We start from the raw sequence: 25619 nt of genomic DNA, 5'->3' as shown, positions 1-25619 counted from the left end.
GAAAGCATGAGGATAAATCTTGAACGTGCTGTAATCGGTGGGGCCATGCTGCTAGCTGCTCCCGTTTTGCTCCCGATTGTGAAAACAACTGTAAGTGTTGCAGGAAACATGGGGGCCAGAACGGCAGCCGCTGCGTGGACTGGATTATGCACGACTGCCCGTATCGCCAAAGAAGAAGTAGAAGACATTGTGGCAGAAGCCCAGTTTGATCGGCTTAAGAAACGGGTAGATAGAGAAATTTACGAATAGAGGAATCTGGCATGGAAGAGCAAAAAGTAGATCATCATCTTCAACAGGCGTTTGCCCACTTACGGGAGGCGCTGCGTGTAAGCATTGCAATGGTGCTCACCGATCAAAGTAGCAAAGAGAAAATCGGTAAGAAATGGGAAGTGTTTTTTGGCGAATTTTTTGGCATGGTAAAAACCCAGGGGAAGGAACACAAGTTAAATCTTCTATCATGGATTTCTTTCCCTAAAATATGGCGCTGGTAAAGGTAAGTATAACGGTAGCAAAATCGTTCATACTACAAAGTAAATAGATGAAGGAGGGATCGTCATGTTTCGCGGAACATCACTATGGGCCGGTGTGATTTCTGGTGGTTTGTCGCAGTGGGAAAATACGCGACAATTACAAAGCGGTAGTATGTCAGGTACACAATACGCAGCTCATACGACTAAAAACGTGGGAGTCGCTCTAGGTGTTATGGCAGGAATCGAATACGGGGCTATACTTGGTACGACTATTTTTCCAGGCGTTGGTACGGTAGTCGGATCAGTTGTAGGCGGACTTCTTGGTGATCGAGTAGGGCGCACGGTTGGGATGCAGGCAGGCAATCTCGTTTTTAACAATTCAGTAATGGAAGGAATGGCACGTCTGCCACAGAGAACGGCTGACATGATGAATCAGTCTGCGCTTGTACAGGATAGAGCTGAGGGATAATGAAGGTCATCTCGCTGTTGGCATTTGCATGTACAGTAAGCCTGGACGGATTAAGTGCCGGGATGACTTATGGGATAAGACGGATGTGTGTACCTATACGTTCCATACTGATTATTATGGTTTGTTCTGGGACCGCTCTGTTCTTATCCATGCAAATCGGTCGCGGGCTGTCTTCTTTTATTTCGCCAGGCATTGCTCAAGCAGCTGGAGGATTGTTAATTGTACTAATCGGAATCCGATCTGTTTATCAAATGTACCGTCAACAGACAGAAATAGCAAAACAGGAAGACGAGAGTACACATAATTCGGATGATTCTACACAAACACCGATCGGTCTTATGAGCGAGATCTTGCGTCAACCTGCTGAAGCAGATGTCAATCATTCGGGAACGATTACGGGAATAGAGGCACTCCTCTTAGGGCTTGCTCTTTCCCTGGATGCTTTCGGAGCCGGAATCGGTGCGGCACTAATCGGATATACTCCCTGGCTAACAGCACTCTTTATTGGAATCAGTAACGGAATACTCCTTATTACCGGTTTGCGATTGGGTGCGATGTGTAGGGATATACGCTGGCTTAGTCGAGCAAATTATCTTCCGGGTATGCTGTTGATTTTATATGGACTGATTAAGGTGTGGTAGTATAGCTAACACATAAAAAAAGAGGAAGCAAGAAAGGGGTGCAATCTTGCTTCCTAAAGCGTCAGAGTCCAACAGAAATTTTAAAAGGAGAAACCTATTGCTATTATTTCATATGAAGCAAATTGTATGCCAATAAAAAGCAAGGGGAAAACCGCTAAAATTCGTATATGTAGCGTCTGAATCAGTCGATTCTGAATTATTTTTAAATTTTTTTTGAATTAAAACTTCAATACATACAGGAAAGAGATGCTGTCCCAAAGGCCAGAATATGGCGACCGAGACAGCATCTCTTTCTTTGATTGTTTCCTTCCTGCCTTGTTTAGGTACTTTGAACTTCTATATCATCACGGTGTTTCTTGTGGTGATGGCAATGATGACAATGCTTAATTGGCATAATTGCAACAATTTCTTGAATCCGAATAAAGAAAACTGCATGCATAGACTCAAGTACGATGTGATCTGGCTTCACATCTATAAGTTTTCCTACGCATTTATCACGGACGGTTTCGACTACTACCTTATGTCCAATCAGTTTACACAGTAAATGCACGAAAGACGGATTTACAGGAGATACGTAGTGAACATGGTGCATGTGGTGCATTCCTCCATGCATAGGATACATTGCACCCATCACAGGGGCGTTTGGCATTGGCGCTGTTTCGCCCATCACAGGGGCGTTTGGCATTGGCGCTGTTTCGCCCATCACAGGAGCGTTCGGCATTGGTGCTGTTTCGCTCATCACAGGGGCATTTGGCATCGGAGCCATTTCACCCATCACAGGATAATTCGGCATTGGAGTCATTGCACCCATTACAGGATAATTCGGATAATGCATGCTGTCATCTCCCTTCATATTTGAACAGTTACATCCTATGTGAATACCCAGAGGGCGGAACATGAGTTAATAAAAAATGGGCGTAATAATTGAATATATCGCCCAAATAGTAGAGGACACTAAAAAGGTTGTACACACCATTTAATTCATATCATATAAATAAAGTGTAAGAATGAAAATTATTATTGACTGGAGAGAATGAGATGGATAGAATAACTATAGAAAAACGATGATAATGATTATTAATTTCCTAATCGTGCTAGTTAAGTAACAGTGTGAGGATTAGGAAATGCGTAGATAGGGAGGAGAAGAATGAAAAGAAGAATAGGAGCTGGACTGGTTATCCTGCTATTCTTAACGCTCATACTGCCTGCTAGTATTTTTGCTAACAGTGCAGTGGACGACATGAAGAAAGAAAACCAGTTTGTCGAACAGGCGATCCAATCTGTGCAGAGCGGAAATATAAAAGCAGCACAGGAGAAAATAGACAGTTTCTCTTCTACATGGCTTTCTGTAGAAGATGGGATTAAAAAGCAGTCCATGCAGGCATATCGTGATATTGAAGATGCGATGGGGCAAGTGCAATTTGCGTTTGCTCAACAGCCTGTCGATAAAAATACACTGCTAACAAACCTGAAACAGCTTGAGCAGGTAAATGAAAAGTTTATCGCAGGTCAGTTTCCGACAGAATCATCTGCGGATAAAGCACCGAAAGCTGATCAAGGGAATATAGCAGGGCTCGTTTCTTTAATTGACCAGGCCATTGTTAAGGTTAAAAAGAATGACATTCAAGGCGCAAAAGGGGATGTTGAGAAAGTTCGCTCCATGTGGCTGGATGTGGAAGGAATTGTATTGACACAGTCCTCTAAAGTGTACGCAGATGCCGAGAAGGATATGGTGACATCTTATGCGCTATTGTCATCGAATCCTCCGAAAAAAGCGGAAGCTGAAAAAACGCTGCAAACGATGCGGGATTATCTTGCACCACTAGGAGCGAAAACAAGCTATACCATGGTGGATGCTGTTACGATTCTCCTGCGCGAAGGATTGGAAGGTTTACTTGTTGTAGTAGCTCTGCTTGGCTTCTTGAAAAAAGCAGGACATGAAGATAAGAAGAAGTGGATTTTTTACGGAGTGGGTGCTGGCTTTGCTGTCAGTATCATTCTAGGCATTATTGTTCAAATGCTGTTTTCAGCCGGAACGTTTGGCAATAATAACTTCTTAATAGCAGGCTGGACTGGATTGTTTGCTGCGGTCATGCTCCTTTATATGAGCTATTGGCTCCACAGCAAATCAAGTACGGCTCAATGGCAGGAATATATCCGGAACCAAAGCACAAAAGCACTTGCTACGGGAAGTCTTATGTCCCTTGCTATTTTGTCCTTCCTAGCTGTATTTCGGGAAGGAACGGAAACCGTTCTCTTTTATATCGGGATGGCTTCCTCCATTAGTTTAACAAGTCTGGTAACCGGGATTGGAATCGGACTACTTAGTCTTGTGATTCTTTCTTACTTAATTCTCAAGGTAGGATTAAAAATTCCGATGCGTCCATTTTTCATCGTTTCGAGCATTCTCGTATTCTATTTGTGCTTCAAATTCTTGGGGATGGGCATTCACGGTCTACAGCTGGCAGGTTTATTGCCCGCCACGCAGGCTAGTGGACTTCCTTCGATTGAGTCTTTTGCCATTTATCCTACGTGGGAGAGTATCATTCCACAGGCTATTCTGCTTACAGCAGCCATTGCTACTGTTATTTGGAATAAGCGTAAGGATAGTAAAATAAATCAAAAATTACAAACAAACAAAGCATCATAGGGGGAAATGAAACATGAAACTATCTAAAGTAATCGTACCAGCCGTATTCGCAGCATCTCTTACATTAACAGCTTGCGGTACACAAGAAGCAAAGAAAGCAGATACCCAGCCAGCAGCATCTTCTCAAACAGCCACTACGGTAAACTCTTCTACTGAACAGGCAGCTTCCTCTCCTAGTGAAGGAGCAAAAGCAATGAAGCAAACACTTGCAGATATGAAGACGCAAGTACAGGCTGATCATGCAGCTAAAGTAAAAGAAGGTGCTGAAAAGCTGGAAGAATCGTGGAGCAAATTCGAAGATGGAGTAAAGGAGAAACATCCTGATCTTTACGAAAAAGTAGAAAAGCCACTCGGCATTATCCAAGGTGGGGCAAAAGCTCAAAAGCTGGATAAAACGGTTCTTAATAAGTCCATTGATGAATTAGATGGTGTTCTAACTGATGTTGAAAAAATGAAATAAAAAGAGTAAGGCCATGCTAATAAGCTGCCGAGAGTTCTTTTGATCATAGTTCCTCATCGGTAGTAGGCAGGACAAACCCCACCGCCCGTTTGGGTAGTGGGGTTTGTCTTATTGTATTTGTATTTTTTTATTTTGTAATAAGGCATGAAACAGTGCTTGCTTCACTTCTTTCTCTGAACACTCATACAGTTGATGATCGTTAATTTTGAAAATACCCAGTTGCAACAATTTCTCTATATACTTATCCAGTTTGCTAGCTGCCATCATTGTACATTACCTCTCCTATGCATTAGCATTGTAAATCCTGATGCTACAAGATAAATAATAAAGAACGTATATTACAGGCCGGTTAAAAAAATATGAAATACCTTTTAACTTTTGATGAATTAGAGGGGATTGCAAAACGCATAGTTTCTAAAATAATGAGCAATAACGTGTAATAATAGTTGGCATCCAAACATACACTAAGTCGAGCAAAGAGTGGTATACAGTTAAAGGCCTCCCGGATGAGTGGGAGGCTTTATTTCTTCTTCAATAAAATAAATAAAAAACATTGTGCATAGGAATATATGTTCTTATAATGAGGATAAGATAAAGTGGATGGAAAAAGTAGGTGAATGTGATGATTTTATTGTGTGATATGAACTCTTTCTTTGCTTCTGTGCATCAAAGCATGCGGCCAGAGTTGCGCGGCAAACCTATAATAGTTGCAGGGGACCCGCAGAAGCGGAGGGGGATTGTGGTGGCAGCCAGCTACGAGGCAAAGGCATACGGGGTGTATACAACAATGCGGTACCGTGATGCGTGGAAATGTTGTCCGAAGGCGGTATTTGTTCGGCCCGAGCATGCTCTCTATCGTCAATACTCCGAGGCCATCATGCGCTTTCTTGCTCGCATTGCACCTTGCGAAGTGGCTTCTATTGATGAAGCATACCTAGATATCACAGAAATCATCGAGCGTGGTCATTCTCCTAAAGAAGTTACCTCTTATATTCAACACAAGCTGGAATCCGAGTTGCGCATTCCGTGCAGTATCGGGGCCGGACCAAATAAGCTCATTGCGAAAATGTGTGCCGATGTGAAAAAACCACGCGGATTTGTGGAGATGGGGCAGCGTCAGTTTCAAGCATACTTCTGGCCGCAGCCTGTCAAGCGGCTGCATGGCTGCGGCAAAAGCACAGCCGAGAAGTTAAATCAGAAAGGAATTCATACAATCGGACAATTGGCAGCTCACCCAGTAGAAGACTTACAGCAGTGGTTTGGGAAAAAGGGTGAGTATTTGTATAAGGCAGCATGGGGAGCGCATGTTTCCCCAGTTAATCCAGAGCGAAAGAAGGGGGAGAAAAGTATTGGCTCTTCCCGTACGTTTGCGATCGATACGATGGAACACTCGTTAATTGAGCAAACGGCTCGTGAGTTTAGTCACAAGCTGGCTGAGAAAGTACAGCGTCAGCATAAACGGGCCGCAACGGTCTCGGTAGAGGTAAAATTCGATTATCGCCAGGCTGTTTCTCGCAGCATCACACTGGAAGTACCAACAGATCGAGCGGATGATATTTATCGAATCGCAATGCAGACGTATGAGCTGCATTTTTCGGATCGCCCGATTCGTTTGTTTGGGATTCGACTAAGCAACCTAACAGCACAGGTGTACGAGCAGTTGAAATTTTCATTTTAAGTCACAAAATAGGGGTCTAATTTGTCTTAACTATGAACCCCGAGGTATTTCTATCTCGTATTTTGTGAGGAGGTACTGATATGAAAATTTTTGTTGCTGGTACAACTGGTGTGATCGGACGTTTTTTAATTCCTTTATTGGTGGAAGAAGGTCATGAAGTATCTGGAATGATTCGTGATGAATCACATGTAAACAAAATAATAAAGATGGGTGTAAAACCGGTAGTAGCAGATGCATTTGATCGGGATGCTGTATTCGCTGCACTGCAAAAATCTCAGCCGGATATAGTCATTCACCAACTTACATCATTGAGCACAGGGAGTTCGGTTGATAATGCGAGAATACGAATCGAGGGAACAAGGAATCTTGTAGATGCCGCAAAATCTGTGGGAGTTAAACGAATGATTGCCCAAAGCATTTCCTGGGCATATGAAGATGGTGATATTCCGGCTGCGGAAGAGGTACCGTTGGACATCCATGCTCCCATGCCTCGAAAAACGACGATTGACGGCATTGCGGCTTTAGAAGAAAAGGTGACCGAAATGCCGGAATCTGTCATACTTCGATATGGGACTCTTTATGGTCCGGGAACGTGGTATGCGATAGATGGAATCGTGGCCGATCAGGTACGTAGGAAGGAACTTGTAGCGACCAACGGTGTAAGTTCTTTTCTACATGTTGAAGACGCAGCAAGAGCGGCTTTGTTGGCACTAGATTGGCCATCTGGTCTGGTAAATATTGTAGATGATAGTCCTGCACCAGGAACTCTGTGGTTACCAGCCTATGCTTCTGCCATCGGAGCAGCTCAACCTTCTATTCAAGCAGGCAGGAATCGCGGTGAGCGCGGTGCTTCGAACAATAAAGCTCGAAACAAATATGGATGGGAGCCCATCTATCCTTCTTGGTCTGAGGGCTTTAAAAATTGCTTGTAGTCGTAATAAGGAGGGTACAGTGAAGCAGCATGATTTAGAGTTAAACGAGTTATACACAAGTTACAAATCTTACTTGATTTCGATAGCGTACCAAATGCTCGGATCCCTAGTAGATGCTGAAGATATTGTCCATGATACATTTGTAAGACTTCAAATAAACGGGAATAGTCAGGTTGATATTACCAGTATAAAGTCGTATATAAGCAAGATGGTCATAAATCGTTGTATAAATGAAGTGAAATCAAGCAGGAAAAAGAGAGAAACCTATGTCGGTACTTGGCTGCCAGAACCGATTGTGCACGGCTCACAGATAGAACCCTCAGAACAAGTGGTTCAAAATGAGCAATTATACTATGCATTTGTCGTTCTCATGGAGAGACTGTCTACAGCAGAGCGGGTCGTTTATGTTCTAAGAGAGGCATTGCATTTAAAACACAGTGAGATTGCTGATATGTTACACATTACGGAGCCAAATTGTCGTAAAATGTTTGGGCGAGCCAAGAAGAAGATGACTGTACTTCCTAATGAGACCGACATGTCATATCAGACTCAACAATCACAAGTCACTACATTTATTTCAGCTTTATCGAGAGGGGATATTCAAGGAATCTCGGATATCCTTACAAGTGATGTAATCCTTGTTGCAGATGGAGGAGGTAAAGTAGTGACAGCTATTAACCAAATTGCAAGTAGAAAACGTGTCCTAGTATTGTTGCATGCCATTGCCACGAAGTTCTTTTCCGGGAAAAAGGCACTGGCAGTGAGAGTGAATAACCAACCGGGGATTCTTGTAACGAAGAATGACGAGGCTATTGGAATATTCAGTTTTGCTTGGAATCAAAATACAAACAAGATAGAGCGAATCTTTTATATCGTAAATCCTGATAAGCTCAAACATATTATTGTGTGTACGAGTCACGAATAGGAGCTATCATAGAAGAAAGAATTGCTTTGTATGATGAAATAAACGAAGGGGGGGAAGCAGTGCTTTTCCCACATTCTTCTTGCAGAAAAAGTATGGATTACCAGGTTACAAGGACTGGATAGTTCACAGCTTCCCATCTGGTCGGAGGTCGATATCGAAGTCTGTGCAGAACTTGTTAAACAAAATGAAGAGAGCTTTACAGCGTTTTTAACTAATTTAGCGAATACTGACTTAGATAAAACAATATCCTACACAAATAGTAAAGGAAAAGAGTTTACGAATTCTGTACGGGATATTTTAACTCATGTAGCATTACACGGTCAGTATCATCGAGGACAAATGAATTCACGACTTCGTGCAGGCGGTATTGAACCGGTTAATCTTGACTTTATTACATTTGTAAGATAGAGGCATGCTGTGGGACTTTCCTTCTTGAGTAAAGCAGAACCGATTGACAAGTACAAGATAAGTAGAGGTAAGGAAAAGCCCTGCCGTGATGGTGGGGCTTTTTGGTGCTTTATGTATTCGTATGCTTGAGAATAATACTGCACTTGGGAATGATTTTATCTGTCCCCCATTTTTGCTTCAGTAATTTTCGATATAATTGATAAACCTGTTCTTCATGATAAACTCTGTCATCACCATAACAGTAAAAGGGCGGCAGATACTCCCAGCTAAATTGATCGTGGTGTTTAATAACAATCAGTCGTAAATTCTCTATTTTGGCAGCAAACTCGCTTCCGCGATTCTTCCCTCTACGTAGCCATTCGCGATTGCAAGCCTCCATAAACTGATAAAGTGATGGAAGATAGGGCCTTCCATTGTTGTATACATGCTGGGTGATGGGATGTCTAAAGTATCCTCCGCGTCCCTCCATTATAGTCATATGAACTAAAATTGATTTAGCAACTTGATAGCACTCTAGAACTTGCTTATTAAGTCTGGAATCACATAAAAAACGAGCCGATTGATCATAACACTTAAACGGACGGAAAATTTGCATATGTATCACCTCATTATGTAACTTATCATATTTTTACCATTAATGAAGGTGTAAAATCCGGATAATGATGCATAATAAGTATATTTATGATATAATAATTTATGTCATTAATACATTGACACGGTTATTAGTATAGTTGTAAATGTAAGTATGATATTGCGGGTGTAGTTCAATGGTAGAATGCCGGCTTCCCAAGCCTGAGGCGGGGGTTCGATTCCCCTCACCCGCTCCATTTGCCGAAGTGGCGGAATTGGCAGACGCGCACTTCACTCGTAATGAAGGGGTCGCAGGTTCAAATCCTGTCACCAGCATCACGCCTTGGCACGCAAGGATTATGGGATTTTCTCACCAATAAAACTTATAGTGATCGGACGGAAACCCACTATAAGAAATAAAAGCCACTCTTCCTTTAATTCAATTCGAATTAAAGGAAGAGTGGCTTTTTTGTTGTTGAAATTTGCTCTTAAAGATTTTTAAGACGAAATAGAGTTTAAAAATTTGTCTGAAATAACGGTCTCTTCTAAGTAAATTTAACAATTTGACAAAATAAAGGAAGTTAATTGTTCCATTTTATGTTATTTTAAAATAAAAACTATAAAAAAGGAGTGGGAAAATGTGAATAACGATAACAAAATTTTATCTAATAATGCTGAGTATGATAATAGCAATGACCAATATCCTCAATTCAGTGAGGCGATTATACGTCATTTTTCTACTTTTGATAATGTTCCACTATTTACTACTGATGCAGAGGAATTGTTTGAAGTATTTCTTGAAAATTTACCACATGAAGCAAGACAACATTATACTTGTAGCTGTTGCAGACATTTTGTGAATCGTTTTGGTGGACTTGTATCTATTTCTGAAGATGGTGAAGTAAGTTCGGTTTTGTGGAATGAAAATGATGTTCCTAAATTCTTCGCCGAATCGGTTAAAGCGATGAAGAAAATCATACTTAAATCGAGAGTTACAGGGGTATTTGTTTCAAGTGAAAGAGTTCTTGGTACACCTACTTCTGGTGGATGGGATCACATATCAGTAACACTTCCAACAGAAAAAGTTTTTCACTCTAGACTAAAAACATCCAGGCAAGAAATGGCAGAAAAGAGAGAGGACTTTAGGATTTTGGTTTCTGGATTAGTGGAATATCCTTTAGAGGCTGTAAATCAAGCAGTAACATTATTGGAATCAGAATCTCTTTATAGGTCTGACAGAGTTCTTGGTGTTGCTAAATTTGTGCAAGAAGTACACAACAAACGTAGTAATGCTAAGAGTGGTCGTAATCTTGACCATATAACTTGGTTAGCTGTTGCTACTGCTCCTGCTGGATTCTGTCATGTAAAGAGTAGCATGATTGGAACATTGCTTGATGACATTGTTAATGGATTATCTTTCGATCTAATTTCTCGTAGATTTGCAGAGAAAATGAATCCATCTAATTATATGAGGTCGCAAGTGGCTCCATCACAAGGTAATATTGAACAAGCTGAAAGAATTGTTAAGAAACTTGGGATTGCCAACTCTCTACAAAGAAGATACGCAACATTCGAGGAAATACCGCACTTTCTTTGGAAAGCAAAAGAAAGTGTTAGTAAGAAAAGCGAAAAATCTGGTGTATTTAGCAATATAGCACCTAAAGAAAAGAAAGCAAAAGTTAACTTGCCGAACACAGTAATGACATGGGAGAAATTCCAAAGAACCGTGTTATCTACAGCAGAAAGTATCGAGGTTATGGTTGACAGTCCTAACAGGCTGATGGCTCTTGTTACTGCTTCCGATCAAGACGCTCCTAACATCTTACAATGGGATAATCCATTTAGTTGGTATTATCATGGTGGGATTGATGGTGAAATTAAGCGTAGGGTTGAAAGTGCAGGAGGAAGATACGAGGGTAACGAAATCAGATGCTCACTTATTTGGGAAGGATACACAGACCTTGATCTTCATTGTATAACTCCTACTGGTGAACACATTTACTACGGAGATAAAAAGAGTAGATGTGGTGGTTGGTTGGATATTGATATGAATGGTGGCAGTCACAGAGACTATTCGCCAGTTGAGAACATTCGGTGGAGTAATGGTCATGCACCAAAAGACGAATACGTCTTCTATGTTCACAACTATTGTGAAAGAGGAAACGGAAAGACTCCATTCAAGGTAGAATTGGAAATAAACGGTCAGATTTACTCCTATTATGGCATTGCCGGAAATACTGGCTTCAAAGAGACTGTGTTCACTTTTGACTATGTTAAGGGACAACACCCGAACATCTCTAGCACAAACTATTCATCTGATAATTCATGGAATGTTCAATTAAACAACTTTATTAAGGTAAAAGGCATCACCAATTCTCCAAATCTATGGAATGAAGAGAAGGTTACTCATTCAGGTCAGCATATTTTCTTTTTGCTGGACGGATGTAAGGATTTGTCTGAAGGGAAAGGTAGAGGATTCTTTAATGAGACGCTTAAATCTGAACTTCATGAAATTCGCAAGACATTAGAAGCTTATACTGCAAATACTCCAATTGAAGAAATTGAGAATGCTTCTGCATGTGGAGTAGGTTATTCAAAAGATAGTGAATGGAATTTGACTCTGAAAATAACATCAAACAACTCTACACGAATTATTAAAATTGATAGATGGGATTAATTTCAATAATGATATGGGGAATGGAGCGAGTGTAATTCTAGAGTAGAGATCGTAACTTTTCAAGTTGTATCCATATGGATGATAACTTTGTAAATTTATCCCTAATGTAGTAAAAATATATAATTTGTTTCTTCAATCTTAATACATAATATGGTAATGTTTTAACCGTACTAAATACAATATAAGGAGAAGAAACAAATGAAAAAAGTCACAATTTTTCTGTCTGTCATGATAAGCCTTGCATTATTATCTGGGTGTGGAGGAAAAGAAGCATCTGCACCAAAAGAAACTTCAACACAATCTCAAACACAACCCGCTCAAGAAACTAAACCAGTAGAACAACCTAAACCTGAACCAAAAGTAGAAACAAATGGATTATCAGAAGCAGATAAAGAATATCAGAGTGCATTTGTTGCGAATACAACAGCTCTGACTAAAGCATTACTACAAATGAGTGAAGTCTCACAACAGTTTGATGGTTCGGATAATTGGAAAAAGAAGATGGCAGCAGCTTTGGCAATGTTGAAAAATGGAGTAGATGATGCGAAGAAATTAAAGCCGACACCACGATTTCAAGAAGTCCACAACTCTTATATGAAAGCAATTGCTGAGTTTGAGAAAGTCCCTGATTTAATTGCGAAAGGTATCGACAAGAATGATGTAACATATATTAATAAAGCGACTGACAAAATGGTTGCTGGTAGTCAAATGATTAATCAGACAATGCCATTAATTCAGAAAGCATTTAAATAAATTGTATCATACACCAAGTAGAATTGCGGCTTATAAAGGAGATTTTAAAGATTGGATACCAAATGGAAAAGGAAAATTCGTTGTACTTGGGAATGGTATTCCACAATTTAATGATTAGCATTTCTATAACCTGTCTAAGTTGATAAATTAGGCAGGTTCTTTATTTGTATAAGGGGTAGAAGGGATCATCCTATTCCACTCCACCATTCCATATGCTTCTCTTTCTTTTTTATAAGCGGCTCGTACATCCTCAGAGTTAACAAGGCTTGGCAAAGCAATAGCGCATTGAAAACGACCGACAAACCGTTGCGAACAGGTGTATACATATTGACACAAAATCAAGAATGTGTTATCAAGATAATAATTAGCACTCTGTATGGTTGAGTGCTAATTATGTTACTCGCATATTCGAGTTGTTTTTGTATGGAAAGGGGAGAGTGTAATGGTAAAACAAGAGTTTAAAGCAGAATCGAAAAGACTATTAGATATGATGATTAACTCTATTTATTCGCAGCGGGAGATATTTTTGCGAGAGTTAATTTCTAATGCCAGCGATGCCATTGACAAAATGTATTACAAAGCACTAACAGATGATGCGTTACATTTTGATCCAGATCATTACTACATAAAAGTGGTGGCCGACAAGGAAACCCGTGTATTGAAAATTTCCGATACGGGCATCGGGATGACAAAAGAAGAACTGGAAAATAACCTGGGGACGATTGCGAAAAGCGGATCGTTAGCCTTTAAAAAGGAAACCGAATTAAAAGATGGGTATGATATTATCGGTCAATTCGGTGTGGGCTTTTATTCAGCCTTTATGGTAGCGGACGTTGTTACAGTCATTAGTAAGGCTGTAGGAAGCGATACGGCTTTCAAATGGGAATCTACAGGCGCTGATGGATATACAATTGTGACGACTGAGAAAGATGCAGTAGGAACAGAGATTATCCTAAAAATTAAAGAGAACACAGAAGATGAGAATTATGGTGAGTATCTAGAAGAGTACGGATTGAGAGCCATTATCAAAAAATACTCTGATTTTATTCGCTACCCAATCAAAATGGATGTTACACGCAAAAGACCGAAAGAAGACAGCGAAGGTGAATTTGAAGAGTACCAGGAAGAACAGATTGTAAACAGCATGGTGCCAATCTGGAAAAAGAATAAAAGTGAGCTTACGTCTGAAGACTATGAGAACTTTTATACAGAAAAACGGTACGGGTTTGACAAGCCGATCAAACATATCCATCTTAGCGTCGATGGTGTCGTGCGATATCATGCCGTTTTATTCATTCCGGAGAACATGCCATTTGACTACTATACGAAAGAATATGAAAAAGGATTAGAGCTTTATTCAAATGGCGTATTAATTATGAACAAATGCGCGGATTTGCTGCCTGATTATTTTAGTTTTGTCAAAGGAATGGTCGATTCAGAAGATTTATCGCTTAATATATCACGCGAGATGTTACAGCATGACCGACAACTGAAGGTTATTGCGAAAAACATCAAAACGAAAATCGCCAGTCAATTGCAAAGTCTACTAAAAGATGAACGTGAGAAGTATGAACAATTTTATACATCATTTGGCAGACAGTTAAAATACGGCGTATATAGTGATTTCGGAAGTCATAAAGAACTGCTGCAAGACTTGCTGATGTTCCATTCCTCAAAAGAGAAGAAGCTCGTTACGTTAGCGGAATATGTTTCACGAATGCCTGAAGATCAGAAGTATATTTATTATGCTTCAGGAGAGACGTATGAAAGAATTGAGAAAATGCCGCAGACAGAGCTCGTATTGGAAAAAGGATATGAAATCCTGTATTTCACAGATGATATCGATGAGTTCGCCATCAAAATGATCACGACTTATCAAGATAAGGAGTTCAAATCGGTATCAAGCGGTGATTTAGGGATTGAAGCAGAAGAAAGTCAAAACGATACGGATTCAGCAGAAAACGAAAACAAAGCCCTCTTTGAGGAGATGAAACATATACTTGCAGACAAAGTAAAGGATGTACGAGCATCGAAACGATTAAAAACACATCCGGTATGTTTGTCTACAGACGGTGAAGTAACGATCGAAATGGAAAAAATACTAAACGCAATGCCGGATAACCAGAACATACAAGCAGAAAAAATTTTAGAAATTAATACGAATCACGAGGTGTTTAGCTCCTTGCAGGATGCATTGGCAAAAGATAAAGAGAAATTACATTTATATACAAACTTATTATATAACCAGGCACTTCTGATTGAAGGACTACCGATCCATGATCCAGTAGAATTTACAAATAACATTTGCAAGATTATGGTGTAATAGCCCTTCATGATCTAAAGATAGACTACAATGCCGCTCCCAAGGGGGCGGTTTTTTATTTGGATGTATTAAGGATGCGCAGCAGTGGAATTATCGAAAAATAGAGACGTGCCTAAAGCTTGTCTTATCTATTTACATATACATATAGTACAAGTTGATCATAAGGACAGAGGGGAGGGTAGGACAAGTGCCGTCTTGTACATGAAGGGGGCTCTATTTTTACATTACATCATGAATCACAAGAAGGAAGGGGAAAAGTGTGTTCCAACTTATGGTTTGGATGACCATCTTATCTTTTTTGGTTACGCTAGTGTTTATTCTGTGGAGGCCTAAGGGAGTAAATGAAGCTATTCCGGCTACAGTGGGTGCGATCTTTGTTTTGCTCAGCGGGAGTGTTTCCTTATCTGATCTAGGCCAGATCACGGAAACAATAAGCGGGGCAGCGATTACGATTATGGCAACGATTGTGATGGCGATTGTCTTAGAGAGCTTTGGCTTCTTTCACTGGGTGGCCGAGAAGCTCGCTGCCAGAGCAGGGGGATCGGGGATTCGCTTATTCTGGTATGTCAATCTTTTGAGTTTTCTCATGACCCTCTTTTTCAATAACGATGGCAGTATTTTAATCACAACACCTATTTTAGTGATGTTACTCAATAATATGGGCTTGAAAAATCATCAAAAAATCCCCTACCTATTATCCGGGGGATTAATCGCCACCGCTTCTAGCGCTCCGATTGGGGTAAGTAACATTGTGAATTTAATCGCATTAAAAATCGTGCATATGGATTTGTACATGCACACGGCGATGATGTTTGTTCCTGCTACGCTAGGGTTGTTGTTCCTCGTTGGGCTCCTGTTTCTTCGTTTTTACAAAGTCATTCCGCAAACCGTACCTACTACAGTCACAGGTCTTACAACCTCTACCTATCATCCTCTCAAAACGAGGCCTTCTCCTTCATTGGATAAGGAACGTTCCCGGTTTATGCGAAATATCCTGCTTTTCGTATTGATTGTTCGTGTCAGTCTTTTTGTTGCTTCATATTTGGCGATTCCTGTCTCGATTGTAGCTGTCATTGGCTCCCTTGTACTGTTAGGATGGCGTTGGGTTCACTTGAAGATATCCCCGATGGATATGTTGAAAAAGACACCGTGGTATATTCTTGTTTTCGCCTTTAGTATGTATGTTATTATTTACGGCCTGCACAACATTGGGTTAACGGCACGGCTGATTGATTTCATGCATCCGATCGTTTCTTCTGGCAACTTGCTGCATGCGAGTGTCATGATGGGAGCGCTCCTCTCTGTTCTATCCAATATATTTAATAATCACCCTGCGCTTATGGTTGGCACCCTGACACTTATGAATATGAACCTCGACCCACTCGCCCTAAAAATCTCGTATTTAGCTAATGTAATTGGAAGCGACATGGGATCGTTACTTTTCCCAATGGGAACACTGGCTACGCTGATGTGGATGCACATCGTAAGACGCGGAAAAGTAAAAATCACCTGGTGGCAGTATATAAAAATCACACTAGTCGTCATTCCGCCTGCCACACTATTTACGTTAGTTGTCTTATATTATTGGGTTTCCTGGCTGTTTTAAAGCTCTATTTTATAGGAGAAGGGAGACACACTATGAATGAGTTTCATCATTTCATCGGAAAACATGTAGAGGTCAAGATTTCAGGGGAAAGTTACTACAAAGGTACACTCATAGATAGCGGGTTGGATATTCTGGTTGTATACGATCATAGCGCATCTGCTTTTTTCTATATTCCAACTGTCCATATTCAGCGGGTAAAAGAAGTCAAAAGGGAGGAAACGTCGACAGATAGTCTGCCAGTAGAAACACCCATTGAAAGCGATACTGCTTCGATCTCATTTCGTAAAACGCTCACAAATGCGAAAGGGCAATTTGTGCAAATTTACGTGACAGGGAATAAATCCATTCATGGGTATTTGACAAGCATTATGAACGATTACTTTGTTTTTTACTCCCCTGTGTACAAAACGATGTTTATCTCGATGAACCATCTGAAATGTCTACTTCCGTATCCGCAAGCTGCTGTACCGTATTCATTAAGCAACCAATCCCTACCTGTTAATCCTACCTCTATCCCATTAGCCAGAACGTTTGAAAGCCAATGTGAGAAATTAGAAAATCAGATCGTTGTCCTAGATGGGGGCGGCAATGATGAAAAAATAGGCTTACTGCAGAAGGTGGGTCGTAACAGGCTTACGCTTATTACGGCGGATAGAGAGATGGTATGTTGGAATTTACAGCATATTAAAACCATACACGTACCGTAGCGATACGATAAGGAAAACAGCCTGACACATCCCTTTTTTAACGGGATGAATGCCAGGCTGTTGTTTTACAAAACTCGCTGTAAAAATGCTTTTGTTCTTTCGAATTGTGGATTCGTAAAGAGCTGTTCAGGTGTGCCGGATTCCAAAATTTCACCGTTGTCCATAAACATAACTTTGTTCGCCACTTCCCGGGCAAATCCCATCTCATGTGTGACGACAATCATGGTCATGTGTTCTTCCGCAAGCTGTTTCATAACTTGCAAGACTTCACCTGTCAGTTCCGGGTCAAGTGCGGAAGTCGGTTCATCAAAAAGAATAATATCCGGCTTCATCATCAGGGCACGAGCAATGGCAACACGCTGCTTTTGTCCACCTGAAAGATTGGCAGGGTACGCATCTGCTTTCGCAGCCAAGCCAACTTTGTCTAACAACTCACGACTGCGCTTACTGATCTCTGCAGCTGGCTCTTTCTTTACATGCTTAGGTGCCAGTTCCAGGTTTTCTTTTACGGTTAGATGGGGGAAGAGGTTAAAATGCTGAAACACCATGCCCATTTTCGATGTGACTTTCTTTATATCCTTGCTGTTCGCATACGTTCCATCTTTAACGAGATAGTCCCCTTGCACACAAACGCTCCCGCCATCGACATGCTCTAGGTCGACCAGGCTGCGAAGCATCGTACTTTTTCCTGAGCCTGAGGGACCGATAACCGCGACAACTTCGTTTTTCTGGATCGAAAACGTAATCTTTTTTAGTACATCCACGTGTCCAAACGATTTTTTTAGATTTGAAACTTGAATCATATCCATTGGGTGCCAATCCTTTTATTCAAATTTGAACTTTTTTTCAAGTAGTTTAAACAGCAGTGTCAATACGAGCGTCATCAGCAAGTACATGATACCTGCAATAAAAAATGGAACAATCGTAAAGTCGCGGTTTACAGCCGTTTGCGCAAAATGAAGCAATTCAGGAACGGCAACGGCATATAACAATGCCGTATCTTTAATGAGTGTAATCGACTCATTTGAAACCGCAGGAAGTGCAACACGGAACATTTGCGGTAAAATAACCTTTGTTATGGTTTGCCATCTGTTTAATCCTAACACTTGTGAAGCTTCATATTGTCCTTTGTCAATCGCTAGCAGACCACCGCGGAAGATTTCTGCAAAGTAGGCAGCGTAGTTCAAAATAAAGCCGACACAAGCCGCGACAAACCGATCCATGATCAGATAGTCGCCAACAACCGGAATGAGAGGCAGACCAAAACAAATAAATAGCAGCTGTAATAATAATGGGGTTCCACGCATGACATAAATATAGCCATGGGCAAACCAGGCAAGCGGCTTAAGCTTGCTATTTGCCATCATCGTTAAAATAAATCCGAGTGGAATGGACACAACAATGGCGATTAGAAATAACAAAATCGTCATTTGTGCGCCTTCTAGCATTGAAAGGGTAGTCGTTAGTATATAATCCATGCTCATTTATCGATACTCCTAATTGAGAAACCCGGATCGTTGAAGAAATCCGGGTTTCTTTCTCATATGTTCGTATGTTATTTCAATACCTTATCTTCGCCAAACCATTTTTTAGAGATTTCGGCTGCTGAGCCGTCTTTGTTCATGTCATCGAGTGCTTTTTGCAGCTGATTCAACAATTTTTCATTGCCTTTCTTAACACCGACTCCGTACTCTTCTGGCGCTAATGATTCAGGAAGTAATTTAAATGTATTGTTTTCTTTCGACATATAATAGCGGGCAACTACTTCGTCCATAACAAGTGCATCGACGCGACCGATTTTCAAATCACTTAATGCTAACACATTATCTTTGTACTCGGATACGTTACCGACTTTTGCTTTGATTGGATTTGCATTTAACGCATCTGCTGCTGAAGACATCGATTGCAGCCCGATCTTTTTACCTGCAAGATCGTTTAGAGTTTTAATAGGTGATGCCGCCGGGATAACGATCACTTGTGAATTTTTCAGATATGGTTTTGTAAATAATACTTTTTGTTTCCGTTCATCCGTAATGGTATATCCATTCCAGATTAAATCAATGCGACCGCTAGCCAGCTCGGATTCTTTTGCTGACCAATCGATTGGCTGGAATACAACGTTGTATCCCATCTTTTTGCCGGCTGCACGTGCATAATCAATGTCAAATCCAACGAGTTGGTTTTTATCATCTCGAAATCCCATCGGAGCAAACTGATCATCCACACCGATGACTAATTCTTTTTTATTGTTGCTAGTACTAGAGCATCCGGCAATGACGGATAACATCATTGCAAATACAAAAAGTAGGGCTGTAAATCGTTTCATGTATGAATCCTCCTAGAATTAATACTCAACTATCTAAATTGTACCCTTTATTACGGTAAAATGCTAACTTTATAATAGGATAAAATCTTTTTCTATATTTAATTTTTACGATTTTCGCATGGAAATGCTTTCAATATCTCTGAATTGCTCTCTTTGGTGATAAAAAAGTACTATTTAGTAGATTGTTATTGAAAAAATTTGAGGAAAAGTGTAAAATTTTCCTCGTTGTTATTTAAACATACGTGACATATATAATATGTAAATGTTGGCAAACCTTCTGAAAAGATGGGACGCAAAGCTATGGGCCTACGGTCTTTCTGACTACGGCTGCCAGGTTGCATTCGAAACAACCCCTGCTTGCTTTGTGCATTCGTTTTATTAGGGGTTGTTTTTTTGTTGAAGGGGGAATATACAGAATTTGCTGACTTGGTGGGTTGAACTATAGGTGTTGCAGGGGATAAGGAAAGATGATGATCTGGAGGGGTTATGAGTGAGGAAGATTAGAAGTTCGGCAAGTATGAAAATTATTATTGCGGCTCTTGCTATCTTAGTTGCTTTTGGAGTTTTTAGTAGTATAGCTGCATATTCTATGATTAAAAATAGTAACTTGAATAGTATGAGCAAGCAGTTGAATGATGCAGCAGCTATTCTGGCAGAAGAAGTAAATCAGGATCAAGTACGATCCATCGTTGCGCAGCCGAATGATAAAAACCCGGATGCACTGCAAATGACAAAAAAGATGGATGAAATCATGGGCAATTCTAAAATTATTGCCAACTTATTTATTGCCTCCTATAAGAATGGACAGTTTTTTAATGTTGCAATGAGTTCAAGTCTAAGAAAAGCAGATGTACCATATAATCAGAACCTGAACGAAGTAGGCCTCTCACCGGATTTGCTTGCTCTGATGAAAACGTCGTTTGAACAGAAGAAAATTCAAGCTACAGATGTATATGGCGATCAGTACGGTCAATACAAAACAGGGCTTGCGCCGATTGTAGATGAAAACAACAATGTTATTGCGCTTTATGTGGTTGATTATAATGTAGCGGAAGTCAATCAAAAAGCATGGAAAGAAGCCAGTACAATTTTGTACATGATGCTGTTCTTTATCATTGTTAGTGGATTGCTTATTTATTTTATCATCAGACGTATGATGGCACCGATTCAATCCCTGTCCGAAAAAGCACATATGATTGCGGAGGGGAATTTGAATATTGAAATTGAGGAAATAAAAAGTAACGATGAGATTGGTGAATTAGGAAAAAGCTTTTATGCGATGCTCAAAAATCTGCGGGGGATTATTCATAACGTAACGGATGTTTCGTCCCGCATTTCTCATTTATCAACAAGACTATCATCCGAAATTAAAAATACTGTGCAAGAGAATCAGCAAGTTTCGGCAGCGATTCAGGAAATTGCCAGCGGTACGGAGATGCAGGTTGGGAGCATCATGGCCAGCTCACAGGCTACGCAGGAGTTGGCAGACGGAGTTCAGCATGTAGCGCTCACCTCGGGCAGCATCTCTGAAGTCTCGAATACAATGGCTTCAGAAGCAGAAGAAGGAAACATCATCACGAAGAAAGTAATCGAACAGATGAAAAGCATTAGTCTTTCGGTCAATCAATCTGTTTCTGATGTGAGATCATTAGGAGAGCACTCGCAGGAAATTAGTAAAATTGTAGACATTATTACCGAGATTTCTTCTCAAACGAACTTATTAGCACTTAATGCGGCAATTGAAGCAGCACGTGCGGGTGAGCATGGGAAGGGATTTGCGGTTGTAGCTGATGAAGTGAGGAAATTAGCGGAGCAGTCCACGCAATCCGCCCAGCAAATCGCAAATCTTGTACAGGAAATTCAAGGAAGTACGACTCATTCTATTTCATCGATGGATCATACGGTTAGGGAAGTAAATGTAGGAATGGAAGTCGTTGAAAAGGCAGGACAAGCTTTTGCCTATATTTTAGAAGCAGTTCACAGTATTAATGCACAAATTCAGGAAGTATCGGCTACGTCTGAGGAAATGGCAGCTAGTTCACAACAAGTAACAGCATCGATGGAATCAGTGGCAGGCGTTTCCCAAGAGTTTGCAGGTAATGCTTCTGCTGTTTCTTCATCGTCGACAAGACAGTTGGCATCGATGCAAGAGATTGCCAAGGAAACAGAAGAATTAGATGAAGTAGTCTGTGAGCTGAAAGAGACGATTGAACGTTTCCATCTGTAATTACACGAATAGCAGCCAAAGATAGAAACTAATAAAAGGGTGATAGTGTAATGGAAGAGTATACAAAAGAAAAAACTACCGAACGGTACTGGCTTGATCGATTGGCTGAGCCGCTGCCTATTATTCAAATACCAGCCGATTTCTCGCGATTTTCGTTATACGATGCGGAAAAAGAATCGGTGAAGGTTTCGATACAAGGACCGTGGCTACAGAAGGTACATCATGTATGCCAAGCGAGTGACAACGAAATAGAAGCGATGCTGCTGTCTGCCTATATTACTTGGATGTATCGGCTTACGTATGAGGAAGACCTGATTGTGGGTATTCCTGCTGTTTATGAGGGGGAAGACATAAACATTCTTCCTCTCCGTATTTCTCTTGCGGGAATCGAGACATTCGAGCAGCTGTTACAGGAAGTAAAAATGCGAGTAGGGGAAGCGCTTGAACATCGCCTTTTCCTCCATACGGCTACACCGATTCAGTATCCGGCCATCTTTACGACAAGGGATGCCGCGTGCAATGAACAATCGGTACCAATGATCTGGAATGTGGATGTACATTCAAATGAGTGTGATGTAGAAGTACAGTTTCATGCTGCAGCATATAAGTTGGAATCGATCCATCGTTTTATTGAACAATATCAAATAATTTTAGAAACACTGGTAACTCAACCGGATGCTCATTTCCGTAAATGTACGATTTTGAGTCAGGTAGAACGGGAACTGTATCAGACACTGAATGATACAAAAAGAGCATTTCCAGCAGACAAGACGCTTCCGGCTTTGTTTATCGAAGCGGCGACGAAATTTCCGTCTCGTATTGCCCTCTCCTCGGAGAAAGGACAGCTTACGTACGAAGAGCTGCACAACAAATCGAATCAGGTTGCGCAAATGCTATGCGATCATGGGCTGAAAACAGGAGACTTTGTCGCTCTGTTCATGGAACGGAGTCTTGAAACTGTAGTAGGCCTATTAGGAATTATGAAAGCGGGTGGTGTTTATGTCCCGATTGATCCGGAATATCCACTTGCCCGTATCGAGTATATGCTTGGGGATAGTCGGGCTGCTTTTATCGTCACGAAACCAGCATATACAAGTACCCTGGAGGAATGTATTCGTTCGACCGAGCATGCTGCTCAGGTACTGTATGTGGATGATGCATCGTTGATTCCGTATGACGCGATTCATTTTTCTACCTATCCAGCGGCAGAAGATCCTGCTTATGTGATTTATACGTCTGGTTCGACAGGGAACCCGAAAGGAACGGTTATTCTTCATAGAGGTGCCGTCAATTTGCTCGTATATTTGCGGGGACCGTATGAATGTATGCCAGAGGATGTTTTTCTGCAATTTGCTTCTTATAGCTTTGATGCCTCGATTGCCGAGACATTTTCTGCATTGCTTTGGGGGGCGCGTTTGCATTTGCTTGCGAATGTGGAGCGGATGGCCATTGAAGAATTTGCGAATGCTGCCGAGAGGGTACAGGCAACAGGAGCGTTGGCCTTGCCGACCGCCTTCTTTAAACAAATTGCCGCTTATCTAGAAGAGGAAAGCATTCCTAAACTGCAAACAATTAAGAGAATCATTGTAGCAGGTGAAGCACTAACTGGTGAAACCGTACGTCTATGGCAGCGCCGTTTTGGACTTTCTAGTAAGATTTTTAATGCATACGGACCAACAGAGTGTACGGTAGGGACTACGATTTATCTTGTCGAAGAAGAAGTTCCATCCGATCAAGTATATATTCCGATTGGAAAGCCGTATGACAATTATGAAACGTACGTGGTAGATCCACATGGGCAGTTATGTCCAATTCATGTACCGGGTGAGCTGTATATCGGTGGAGTAGGCTTAGCTAAGGAATACTTGAATAAGCCCGATAAAACAGCGGATGCTTTTGTACCGCATCTATTCTCTGATACTTCAGGAGAGTATTTATATAAGTCGGGAGATATTGTCCGTTTGTTAGCTGACGGTAATATCGAGTATGTGGGACGTAAGGACAATCAGGTGAAAATTCGCGGTCACCGAATTGAAATCGATGAAATTGAAGATGCATTTGCTAAGCAAGCCGATGTTGAACATGTAGCGGTTGTAGCAAAGGTAGAAGAAGACGGGAATAAACGACTGGTAACGTACTACAGTACAGGTAGTATGCATCCGTTGAATGAAAAGGACATACGATTATTTCTGGCTCAATTGCTGCCAGGGTATATGATTCCGGAACAGTTTATTTTCCTGGAGAATCTGCCGATTTCTCCGACGGGTAAGATTGATCGGAAGCTATTAGTGAGCAGAGAAGATAAGATTGTCCTAACACAAGGAAATCGGGAAAAGCCGAAAAGTGAGACAGAGATATGTATCGCCAAAGCATGGGAAAAAGTGCTTGGTGTAGAGGAAATCGGGGTTACGGATGACTTCTTTGAAAGCGGCGGTCATTCATTAAAAATCATCAGCATTCTTGTCTTGCTCAAGCCTACGTTTCCTTTCTTGAAGATCCAGGATTTTTTCCGCTATCGTACGATTGCGGCATTAGCAGAATATGTGGAGCAAGCAAAAGAGTTAGCACCGACACAGGCATTGTCTAATGAAGAGCGCCAGATTAAGGAGTTAACAGAACCTCCTGCGGTAAAAGCGGCAAAGAATCGGGCGTGGAAGGAAGCACAGAATGTACTTGTAACGGGAGGAACCGGTTATCTTGGCGCCCACATCATCCATGAGCTGTTGCAGGAAACGAAAGCGACCGTTTATTGTCTGATTCGTGTTTCCGGGGGCGTTTCACCTAGTCAGCGTCTGCTTGATACGATGAACTTTTATTTTCCAGATATTCAGACAGAAGACTTCCAGCATAGGATCGTAATGGTCGAAGGAGATCTAAGTGAGTCTGATCTTGGTCTATCTTCTGAGGTGCGCGCTGAGTTGTCTGATAAGCTGGATGCGATTATTCATTGTGCAGCGGATGTTCGTCATTTCGGAGACTCCGCCCATTTTGAAAAAATAAATGTAAGAGGGACAGCGCTCTTACTTGACATGATTCGTCATAAGCAAGGTGCTCATTTTCATCACATCTCAACGGTAAGTGTACCGGAAGACCTGGCGATGAGCGGGCAATGGGATGACTTTGTGAAACATGGTGATTTCACATATGATGTGGTATTAGAAAATGAGTACTCCAATAGTAAGCTGCAGGCAGAGAACATTGTACGGGCGGCAATGCAGCAAGGTGTTGCTGCGACGATTTATCGTGTAGGTAATTTGGTTGGTCGTACGCAGTCTGGAAAATTCCAGCGTAACATTGAAAGCAATGCGTTTTACCGGATGATAAAAGCGATGCTGCTCTTACGTGTTGCTCCTACTGCGGATTGGTACGTCGATATCACACCAGTCGATTACGCTAGTCGAGCGATTGTAAAGCTGGCCAGTCAACCAGAAGCGGACGGAAGAACCTTCCACATATGTAATCGTGAACAGATTCATTATGCAGACTTCATTACACAATTACGAGTGCTAGGCTATGAGATTACGCTTCTAGAACCGATGAAATATCAGGAGTATTTATTCCAGCTAGATGATTCCGGCAGAAAGACTGAAGGGTTTGAGTTAGCGATAGCTCAGCTCGAAGGGGATGGAGCACACGATTCTGAATATCGGTATGTGTGTAAGGAAGCACAAGAGATTTTAAGCAGAGAAGGAATCGAGTGTCCAAAGCCAGATCAGGCGTTAACACAGGTGCTAGTCTCTCATGCTGTTACAATCGGATATTTCCCAGCTGCCAAGGAGTACGTGGCAGTAAGGTGA

22 protein-coding genes, 2 tRNA genes, 1 pseudogene and 1 riboswitch are annotated in these 25619 nt (G+C 41.2%); of the genes and pseudogenes, 19 read left to right on the top strand and 6 right to left on the bottom strand.

Annotated features, from left to right (window positions below; translation table 11 throughout):
• Positions 1–6 precede the first annotated feature (6 nt).
• From PO771_RS11850 to ytaF, 4 genes are all read left to right on the top strand, one after another.
• Positions 7–249, top strand: coding sequence for a DUF5132 domain-containing protein (locus PO771_RS11850; RefSeq protein ID WP_272559882.1), 243 nt, complete (start codon positions 7–9; stop codon positions 247–249).
• Positions 250–260: 11 nt separating this feature from the next.
• Positions 261–491: a hypothetical protein gene (locus PO771_RS11845; protein ID WP_272559881.1), complete on the top strand. Its 231-nt coding sequence runs from the start codon at positions 261–263 to the stop codon at positions 489–491.
• 64 nt (positions 492–555) lie between these two features.
• A complete protein-coding gene (locus tag PO771_RS11840) occupies positions 556–939 on the top strand; it encodes a hypothetical protein (RefSeq protein ID WP_272559879.1) in 384 nt (127 codons plus the stop codon).
• Positions 939–1580 carry a sporulation membrane protein YtaF gene (gene ytaF / locus PO771_RS11835; protein WP_272559878.1) on the top strand — a complete coding sequence of 214 codons (642 nt, stop codon included), beginning with the start codon at positions 939–941 and terminating at the stop codon, positions 1578–1580. Before PO771_RS11840 ends, ytaF begins: the two co-directional genes overlap by 1 nt.
• 319 nt (positions 1581–1899) lie before the next feature.
• Here the strand turns inward: ytaF and PO771_RS11830 are convergent, their stop codons facing one another.
• Positions 1900–2415, bottom strand: a complete 516-nt coding sequence (locus PO771_RS11830; RefSeq protein ID WP_272559876.1) for a YuzF family protein — start codon at positions 2413–2415, stop codon at positions 1900–1902.
• A 312-nt stretch (positions 2416–2727) separates the two neighbouring features.
• Between PO771_RS11830 and PO771_RS11825 the strand changes: the two genes are divergently transcribed.
• Both PO771_RS11825 and PO771_RS11820 read left to right on the top strand, forming a co-directional pair.
• Positions 2728–4230: an FTR1 family iron permease gene (locus PO771_RS11825; RefSeq protein ID WP_272559875.1), complete on the top strand. Its 1503-nt coding sequence runs from the start codon at positions 2728–2730 to the stop codon at positions 4228–4230.
• Positions 4231–4243: 13 nt separating this feature from the next.
• Positions 4244–4690 carry a hypothetical protein gene (locus PO771_RS11820; RefSeq protein WP_272559874.1) on the top strand — a complete coding sequence of 149 codons (447 nt, stop codon included), beginning with the start codon at positions 4244–4246 and terminating at the stop codon, positions 4688–4690.
• Positions 4691–4798: 108 nt separating this feature from the next.
• On the opposite strand, the gene fbpA is transcribed toward PO771_RS11820, so the two are convergent.
• On the bottom strand, positions 4799–4957 hold the full coding sequence (fbpA, locus tag PO771_RS11815) for a Fur-regulated basic protein FbpA (RefSeq protein ID WP_272559872.1): 159 nt from the start codon (positions 4955–4957) through the stop codon (positions 4799–4801).
• 355 nt (positions 4958–5312) lie between these two features.
• Here fbpA and dinB point away from each other — a divergent pair, with 355 nt between their 5' ends.
• From dinB to PO771_RS11795, 4 genes and pseudogenes are all read left to right on the top strand, one after another.
• The gene (gene dinB, locus PO771_RS11810; protein WP_272559871.1) at positions 5313–6368 is read left to right on the top strand and encodes a DNA polymerase IV; all 1056 of its coding nucleotides are present in this window, start codon (positions 5313–5315) and stop codon (positions 6366–6368) included.
• A gap of 80 nt (positions 6369–6448) precedes the next feature.
• On the top strand, positions 6449–7300 hold the full coding sequence (locus tag PO771_RS11805) for an NAD-dependent epimerase/dehydratase family protein (protein WP_272559870.1): 852 nt from the start codon (positions 6449–6451) through the stop codon (positions 7298–7300).
• 19 nt (positions 7301–7319) lie between these two features.
• Entirely contained in the window at positions 7320–8225 is a 906-nt protein-coding gene (gene sigJ, locus PO771_RS11800; protein WP_272559869.1) for an RNA polymerase sigma factor SigJ, read from the top strand.
• Between the two features lie 69 nt (positions 8226–8294).
• Positions 8295–8633: pseudogene (locus PO771_RS11795) on the top strand (DinB family protein); the annotation flags it as partial.
• Between the two features lie 109 nt (positions 8634–8742).
• On the opposite strand, the gene PO771_RS11790 reads toward PO771_RS11795, so the two are convergent.
• On the bottom strand, positions 8743–9228 hold the full coding sequence (locus PO771_RS11790) for a pyrimidine dimer DNA glycosylase/endonuclease V (RefSeq protein WP_272559868.1): 486 nt from the start codon (positions 9226–9228) through the stop codon (positions 8743–8745).
• Positions 9229–9386: 158 nt separating this feature from the next.
• Between PO771_RS11790 and PO771_RS11785 the strand changes: the two genes are divergently transcribed.
• The 7 genes from PO771_RS11785 to PO771_RS11755 all read left to right on the top strand — a co-directional run bounded on the left by PO771_RS11785 (position 9387) and on the right by PO771_RS11755 (position 17269).
• Positions 9387–9460, top strand: a tRNA-Gly gene (locus PO771_RS11785).
• Between the two features lie 9 nt (positions 9461–9469).
• A tRNA-Thr gene (locus tag PO771_RS11780) sits at positions 9470–9536 on the top strand.
• A 307-nt stretch (positions 9537–9843) separates the two neighbouring features.
• Positions 9844–11880: a YfaP family protein gene (locus tag PO771_RS11775; protein WP_272559867.1), complete on the top strand. Its 2037-nt coding sequence runs from the start codon at positions 9844–9846 to the stop codon at positions 11878–11880.
• 198 nt (positions 11881–12078) lie between these two features.
• On the top strand, positions 12079–12633 hold the full coding sequence (locus tag PO771_RS11770; protein ID WP_272559866.1) for a DUF7018 domain-containing (lipo)protein: 555 nt from the start codon (positions 12079–12081) through the stop codon (positions 12631–12633).
• A 442-nt stretch (positions 12634–13075) separates the two neighbouring features.
• Positions 13076–14956, top strand: coding sequence for a molecular chaperone HtpG (htpG, locus tag PO771_RS11765; RefSeq protein ID WP_272559865.1), 1881 nt, complete (start codon positions 13076–13078; stop codon positions 14954–14956).
• Between the two features lie 259 nt (positions 14957–15215).
• Entirely contained in the window at positions 15216–16562 is a 1347-nt protein-coding gene (locus PO771_RS11760; protein ID WP_272559864.1) for an arsenic transporter, read from the top strand.
• Positions 16563–16594: 32 nt separating this feature from the next.
• Complete coding sequence (locus PO771_RS11755) at positions 16595–17269, top strand: DUF2642 domain-containing protein (RefSeq protein ID WP_272559863.1); 675 nt, start codon at positions 16595–16597, stop codon at positions 17267–17269.
• Between the two features lie 65 nt (positions 17270–17334).
• Here PO771_RS11755 and PO771_RS11750 read toward each other — a convergent pair whose 3' ends face one another.
• The 3 genes from PO771_RS11750 to PO771_RS11740 all read right to left on the bottom strand — a co-directional run bounded on the left by PO771_RS11750 (position 17335) and on the right by PO771_RS11740 (position 19595).
• Positions 17335–18078: an amino acid ABC transporter ATP-binding protein gene (locus tag PO771_RS11750; protein WP_272559862.1), complete on the bottom strand. Its 744-nt coding sequence runs from the start codon at positions 18076–18078 to the stop codon at positions 17335–17337.
• 15 nt (positions 18079–18093) lie between these two features.
• Entirely contained in the window at positions 18094–18753 is a 660-nt protein-coding gene (locus PO771_RS11745) for an amino acid ABC transporter permease (RefSeq protein ID WP_272559861.1), read from the bottom strand.
• A 71-nt stretch (positions 18754–18824) separates the two neighbouring features.
• Positions 18825–19595, bottom strand: coding sequence for an amino acid ABC transporter substrate-binding protein (locus PO771_RS11740; RefSeq protein ID WP_272559860.1), 771 nt, complete (start codon positions 19593–19595; stop codon positions 18825–18827).
• 257 nt (positions 19596–19852) lie between these two features.
• Positions 19853–19938, top strand: a riboswitch (cyclic di-GMP riboswitch).
• A 147-nt stretch (positions 19939–20085) separates the two neighbouring features.
• On the opposite strand from PO771_RS11740, the gene PO771_RS11735 reads away from it, so the two are divergent.
• Both PO771_RS11735 and PO771_RS11730 read left to right on the top strand, forming a co-directional pair.
• Complete coding sequence (locus tag PO771_RS11735) at positions 20086–21822, top strand: methyl-accepting chemotaxis protein (protein ID WP_272559859.1); 1737 nt, start codon at positions 20086–20088, stop codon at positions 21820–21822.
• A 50-nt stretch (positions 21823–21872) separates the two neighbouring features.
• Positions 21873–25619 (top strand): non-ribosomal peptide synthetase family protein, encoded by a 3747-nt coding sequence (locus PO771_RS11730; protein WP_272559858.1) that lies wholly within the window; start codon positions 21873–21875, stop codon positions 25617–25619.

The organism is Aneurinibacillus uraniidurans (genome assembly GCF_028471905.1).
Lineage (GTDB): Bacteria > Bacillota > Bacilli > Aneurinibacillales > Aneurinibacillaceae > Aneurinibacillus > Aneurinibacillus uraniidurans.
The sequence above is the reverse complement of the archived record's forward strand: the minus strand, read 5'-3'. Positions and strand labels throughout refer to the sequence as shown.

Coding starts and splice junctions, on each gene's coding strand:
- PO771_RS11850 (WP_272559882.1), top strand. CDS start 7: ATGAGGATAAATCTTGAACGTGCTGTAATCGGTGGGGCCATGCTGCTA.
- PO771_RS11845 (WP_272559881.1), top strand. CDS start 261: ATGGAAGAGCAAAAAGTAGATCATCATCTTCAACAGGCGTTTGCCCAC.
- PO771_RS11840 (WP_272559879.1), top strand. CDS start 556: ATGTTTCGCGGAACATCACTATGGGCCGGTGTGATTTCTGGTGGTTTG.
- ytaF (WP_272559878.1), top strand. CDS start 939: ATGAAGGTCATCTCGCTGTTGGCATTTGCATGTACAGTAAGCCTGGAC.
- PO771_RS11830 (WP_272559876.1), bottom strand. CDS start 2,415: ATGCATTATCCGAATTATCCTGTAATGGGTGCAATGACTCCAATGCCG.
- PO771_RS11825 (WP_272559875.1), top strand. CDS start 2,728: ATGAAAAGAAGAATAGGAGCTGGACTGGTTATCCTGCTATTCTTAACG.
- PO771_RS11820 (WP_272559874.1), top strand. CDS start 4,244: ATGAAACTATCTAAAGTAATCGTACCAGCCGTATTCGCAGCATCTCTT.
- fbpA (WP_272559872.1), bottom strand. CDS start 4,957: ATGATGGCAGCTAGCAAACTGGATAAGTATATAGAGAAATTGTTGCAA.
- dinB (WP_272559871.1), top strand. CDS start 5,313: ATGATTTTATTGTGTGATATGAACTCTTTCTTTGCTTCTGTGCATCAA.
- PO771_RS11805 (WP_272559870.1), top strand. CDS start 6,449: ATGAAAATTTTTGTTGCTGGTACAACTGGTGTGATCGGACGTTTTTTA.
- PO771_RS11790 (WP_272559868.1), bottom strand. CDS start 9,228: ATGCAAATTTTCCGTCCGTTTAAGTGTTATGATCAATCGGCTCGTTTT.
- PO771_RS11770 (WP_272559866.1), top strand. CDS start 12,079: ATGAAAAAAGTCACAATTTTTCTGTCTGTCATGATAAGCCTTGCATTA.
- htpG (WP_272559865.1), top strand. CDS start 13,076: ATGGTAAAACAAGAGTTTAAAGCAGAATCGAAAAGACTATTAGATATG.
- PO771_RS11755 (WP_272559863.1), top strand. CDS start 16,595: ATGAATGAGTTTCATCATTTCATCGGAAAACATGTAGAGGTCAAGATT.
- PO771_RS11750 (WP_272559862.1), bottom strand. CDS start 18,078: ATGGATATGATTCAAGTTTCAAATCTAAAAAAATCGTTTGGACACGTG.
- PO771_RS11745 (WP_272559861.1), bottom strand. CDS start 18,753: ATGAGCATGGATTATATACTAACGACTACCCTTTCAATGCTAGAAGGC.
- PO771_RS11740 (WP_272559860.1), bottom strand. CDS start 19,595: ATGAAACGATTTACAGCCCTACTTTTTGTATTTGCAATGATGTTATCC.
- PO771_RS11730 (WP_272559858.1), top strand. CDS start 21,873: ATGGAAGAGTATACAAAAGAAAAAACTACCGAACGGTACTGGCTTGAT.